The organism is Thauera linaloolentis 47Lol = DSM 12138, assembly GCF_000310205.1.
GTDB lineage: Bacteria > Pseudomonadota > Gammaproteobacteria > Burkholderiales > Rhodocyclaceae > Thauera > Thauera linaloolentis.
In genome coordinates, this window is the sequence record NZ_AMXE01000144.1 from 1 (window position 1) to 4,785 (window position 4,785).

The 4,785-nt window shown below is 66.5% G+C and carries 6 protein-coding genes; 4 read left to right on the forward strand and 2 right to left on the reverse strand.

The genetic code is table 11. The features are described from left to right. Positions 1–199: 199 nt before the first annotated feature. Positions 200–400 (reverse strand): hypothetical protein, encoded by a 201-nt coding sequence (locus C666_RS18560; protein WP_038000828.1) that lies wholly within the window; start codon positions 398–400, stop codon positions 200–202. A 289-nt stretch (positions 401–689) separates the two neighbouring features. Here C666_RS18560 and C666_RS18565 point away from each other — a divergent pair, with 289 nt between their 5' ends. The 3 genes from C666_RS18565 (at position 690) to C666_RS18575 (ending at position 3,036) form a co-directional block, all read left to right on the forward strand. Next, complete coding sequence (locus C666_RS18565) at positions 690–953, forward strand: ParD-like family protein (protein ID WP_004348144.1); 264 nt, start codon at positions 690–692, stop codon at positions 951–953. Then, entirely contained in the window at positions 950–1,753 is an 804-nt protein-coding gene (map, locus tag C666_RS18570) for a type I methionyl aminopeptidase (protein ID WP_004348146.1), read from the forward strand. The genes C666_RS18565 and map overlap by 4 nt, the downstream gene beginning before the upstream one ends. A gap of 311 nt (positions 1,754–2,064) precedes the next feature. Continuing rightward, positions 2,065–3,036 (forward strand): RpnC/YadD family protein, encoded by a 972-nt coding sequence (locus C666_RS18575; RefSeq protein ID WP_004348149.1) that lies wholly within the window; start codon positions 2,065–2,067, stop codon positions 3,034–3,036. Positions 3,037–3,185: 149 nt separating this feature from the next. Here C666_RS18575 and C666_RS20630 read toward each other — a convergent pair whose 3' ends face one another. Beyond that, positions 3,186–3,323 (reverse strand): hypothetical protein, encoded by a 138-nt coding sequence (locus tag C666_RS20630; protein WP_154666207.1) that lies wholly within the window; start codon positions 3,321–3,323, stop codon positions 3,186–3,188. Positions 3,324–3,581: 258 nt separating this feature from the next. On the opposite strand from C666_RS20630, the gene C666_RS18580 reads away from it, so the two are divergent. Further along, on the forward strand, positions 3,582–4,785 hold a 1,204-nt coding region (locus C666_RS18580), incomplete at its 3' end, for a MutS N-terminal domain-containing protein (protein WP_004348152.1).

Sequence of the window (4,785 nt, forward strand, 5' to 3'; positions counted from 1 at the left end):
CCGATGCCGCTGCCGCGCAGCAGGCGTGGCGGGCCGCGGCGGCGCACGCCCGGCGCATCGCGGGCCCGCTGCGCGGGCTGCTGGTGATCGAGGACGTGGTACTGCCACCTTCGACCTGAGCGGTCCCCGGCCTGTCCGGCGCGCCTCTCCGCCCTGGGACGCGCGCCGGATGCAGACCTGCCGTGCCCGGAATATCTCTTCAGTAGCGCGCCACCATCGTGAAGAAGCGGTCCGCCGTGGCCTCCGCCACGACCGGCACCCCCTGGCAGCCCCCCTGCCCGGCATCGCACCCGGGCAGCTGCGCGCGCTTCTGCGCCTCGCCGTCGCCGGTCTTGGACGCGGTAACGACTTCACCAAGGCAAAACAGGGCCAGGCCACAGAAAACCGCTTTGGCAAACATGTGCATCCCCTCCTATCCATTTCAGTCCGGTGCCCAGGCACCCCCAAACCGGCAGGATTCCGATACGGCGCCGCTCCTGCGGCTACCGCCCGACTGTCTCCTCCTGCACAAGCATCGAAAATCTAACATAAACACACAAACATGTTTGTGTTTTTTAAGACCAATCAGCCATGGCTGCAGCGCCGTTCAAGCGTGCCCGGGCGGCAGGACATCCCCGGCCCGCCCCCTGTCCCTCCGCACGGCTACAAAAGATATACGAACAATATACGGTTCATATATAATCTCTCGAATGGGAATCATCAAAATCTCCGAAATCATGCACGCCAACCTGCGTGTCGCCAGCACCGCGCTCAGCCGCTCGATCAACGCACAGGCCGAGCACTGGATGCGCATCGGCATGCTCTCCGAACTCCACCCCGAAATGAACCATCGCGACCTCTGCCGCCTGCTGCTGCGCGCGGAACAGACGGGAGGCGGCTTCGACCTGGCATGCTTCACCGACGACAGCCCGATGCCGGCGGCCGAACATGCAACGGGGGGCCAGGCCCGATGAACAGCACGGTGTCCATCAAATCGCCCGAACAGATCGCCCTGTCGCGCGCAGCCGGCCGGCTGGCGGCGGAAGTGCTCAACGTCGTGGCGCCTTACGTCAAGCCGGGCGTCAGTACCGACGAACTGGACCGCATCTGCCACGACCACATCGTCAACGTGCAGGGCGCCATTCCCGCCAACATCGGCTATCACGGCTACCCCAAGACGGTATGCACCTCGGTCAACCACGTGATCTGCCACGGCATTCCTTCGCCCGGCAAGATTCTCAAGAAAGGCGACATCGTCAATATCGACGTCGCCGTGATCAAGGACGGCTGGTTCGGCGACACCAGCCGGATGTACTTCGTCGGCGAACCCGGACCGCTGGCGCGCCGCCTGGTCCTCACCACCTACGAGGCGATGGTCGCCGGCATCCGCGCGGTGCGCCCCGGCGCCACGCTGGGCGACATCGGCCACGCGATCCAGACCGTAGCCCACCGCGAACGCTTTTCCGTCGTGCGCGAGTACTGCGGCCACGGCATCGGGCAGATCTATCACGATGCGCCCCAGGTCCTGCACTACGGCCGCCCTGGCGAAGGCCTGCGCCTGGAGCCGGGCATGGTCTTCACCATCGAACCCATGATCAACGCCGGCAAGCGCGAGACCAAGACACTCGCCGACGGCTGGACCGTCGTCACCAAGGACCACTCGCTGTCGGCCCAGTGGGAACACATGGTCGCCGTGACGCCGGACGGCTTCGAAGTCCTGACCCCCTGGCCCGAAGGCACCGGCAGCTACCCGGCCATCAACCCCGCGGCTTGAGGCGCTTCCCCCGCCACCCTTACCCACCAGGTCACCCCTGAGCGCCCGCCACACCGCAGGCCAGTGTCCGCCCATCGCGCCAGACACTGGCCTGCCCTTGCGCCAGCGGACAGGCAGACCGCACTGAGCCGCGAACCGGCCCTTTCCGGTACCACTTGGAACGAACTGCACGAAGTGTTGCAGGGCCCGGCTGGAAGCACCCGTACTCTCGTGCGGAAGCAAGGCTCGCCGGCCCGCAAAAAATGCTTTTGGCATCAATCGGAAATCGATGCTAAATTCATGCCCTGTGCATGAACCCTCGGGATTCGCCCATGTCCCCGCCCGCCGAAGACCACGACAGCCCCTGGAAGGAAGCCCTCGAATGCTTCTTCCGTCCCTTCCTGCAACTGCTCTACCCCGACATCGAGGCCGCCATCGACTGGAACAGGCCCGTCGCCTTCCTCGACAAGGAACTGCAGAAGATCGCCCCCACCAGCCGCAACGGCCGACGCCACGTCGACAAGCTCGCTCGCGTCCATTTCCACGCCGGCGCCGTGCGCTGGCTGCTCATCCACGTCGAAGTCCAGGGCGAACGGGAAACCGCCTTCCCCGAGCGCATGTTTCTCTACTACCACCGCATCCGCGACCACCACCGCCAGCACGTCATCAGCCTGGCCGTGCTCACCGACACCGACCCCAACTGGCGCCCCGGCCGCTTCCGCGAAACCCTGGCCGGCAGCGGCGTCGAATTCCGCTTCCGCACCGCCAAGCTGCTCGACCTCCAACCCCGCCTGGACGAACTGCTCGCCACCGACAACCCCTTCGCCCTGCTCGCTGCCGCCCAACTCACCGCCAAACTGGTCAAGGGCGGCAAGCAGCGCGTCGACAACCTCATCGGCTTCTACCGCCTGGCCCTGAAAAAGCAGCTCGACCCCGAGACCATCGCCCGGCTGCTGCGCTTCGTCGAATGGCTGGTCGCCTTGCCGGCCGAAATCGAGCCTTACTATACTGAGCAGATGGACCGGCTCAAGGAGGAAAACACCGTGCCGTACGTAAGCATTCTGGAAAGGAAAGCCACCGAGCGGGGGCTGCTGCAGGGCCTCGAACAAGGTATGGAACAAGGCCTTGAGCAGGGCATGGAGCGCGGGCGCGTCGCCACCCTCTCGCGGCAACTGCAACTGAAGTTCGGCCCCTTGTCCGACAATGTGCGCGAGCGGCTGGACAAAGCCGGCGAGGCCGAGCTGGATTCCTGGACCGAACGCATCCTGTTCGCCGAAACCCTTGAAGGGGTATTCGGCGACTGAGGTTTCATTCCGGCAACGAAACGCCGGCAACCCGTGGAATTGCCGGCGCATTTCAGGCGGGGCCGGTGTTCTCAGCCGGCTCCGAATCGCTTCACATCCAAGCCCGCCGCCGGCCCGGCAACCGATGCATCGCGGAATGTTATCCGATGTCACGGCTTCTCCAGCCCCAGCCCGGCGCGAACGATCTGCCCCCGCTCGCCGAACACCGGCCAGGCGCGCAACCAATCATGGTGTTCGGTATCCAGTTCGGCAAGCTGCTGCCGGCGCGCCAGTTCAGGGGGAGGCATGGTCCCTCCGATGCACGACGGGCATGGGGGGAGATTGCGCCCGTAAAGATGAGAATTTTTTTCCTCTATAGCAGGCACACCGTTTCTGGGGAGCCCGCAGGCGGGCATTGGATTCCAGCGCGACGCCTTTCGAAACAGGGCCCCGGCAAGGCCGGGCTGGTAAAATGCCCGCCCGATTGGCCGCATTCCGACGGCACGGACAACAAGGCGCACGATCGTCCGGCCCCGATGACAGGAACAGCGCAAGCGCTGGAATTCATGGAAAAAACACAAGCAAAGCAGCCGCTTACCGAAGCCGAGATCGGTGCCCATACGCCGATGATGCAGCAATATTTGCGCATCAAGCTGCAGCATCCCGACACCCTGCTCTTCTACCGCATGGGCGATTTCTACGAGCTGTTCTTCGGCGATGCGGAGAAAGCCGCGCGCCTGCTCGACATCACGCTGACCACGCGCGGGCAGTCGGGCGGACAGCCGATCAGGATGGCGGGAGTGCCGTTTCACGCGGTCGAACAGTACCTGGCGCGGCTGGTCAAGCTGGGCGAAGCGGTGGTCATCGCCGAACAGGTCGGCGAACCCGGCGCGACCAAGGGGCCGATGGAGCGTGCCGTCAGCCGCATCGTCACGCCCGGTACGCTGACCGACGCCGCACTGCTGGACGACCGGCGCGACGCGCTGCTGCTGGCGGCCAACCTGCACCGGGGCGTGCTCGGCCTGGCCTGGCTCAACCTTGCCAACGGCGACTTCCGCCTGATGCAGTGCCCCGCCGAAACGCTCCAGGCCCAGTTCGAGCGCCTGCGCCCGGCGGAGGTGCTGATTCCGGACGGCCTGTCGCTGCCGCTGCTCGACACCCTGGCCCCGGCACTGCGCCGGCTGGCGGACTGGCAGTTCGACGCCGAAACGGGCACTCGGTTGCTGACGGCGCATTTCGGCACGCGCGACCTGGTCGGTTTCGGCGTCGAAGACCTGCCGGTGGCGCTCGGCGCAGCAGCGGCGCTGTATGACTATGCGCAGGCCACGCAGCGCCAGACCCTCGCCCACGTCACCGGCCTCACCGTCGAGCGCGAATCCGAATACCTGCGGCTCGACGCCGCCACCCGGCGCAACCTGGAACTGACCGAAACCCTGCGCGGCGAGGCTTCGCCCACGCTGCTGTCGCTGCTCGACACCTGCATCACCAGCATGGGCTCGCGCTGGCTGCGCCATGCGCTGCACCACCCCTTGCGCGACCGCACCGTTCCCGCCGCGCGCCAGGCCGCGGTGGCCGAACTGGCCGGCGGCTTCGCCAACGGCCTGGGCGATGAATCCGCCGGCGATGGCCACGATGGACGCCGCACCGCGAGCGTCCGTGCCGCGCTGCGCGGCGTGGCCGACGTGGACCGCATCACCGCGCGCATCGCGCTGCGCAGCGCCCGCCCGCGGGACCTGTCCGCGCTGCGCGACAGCCTCGCCCGGCTGCCGG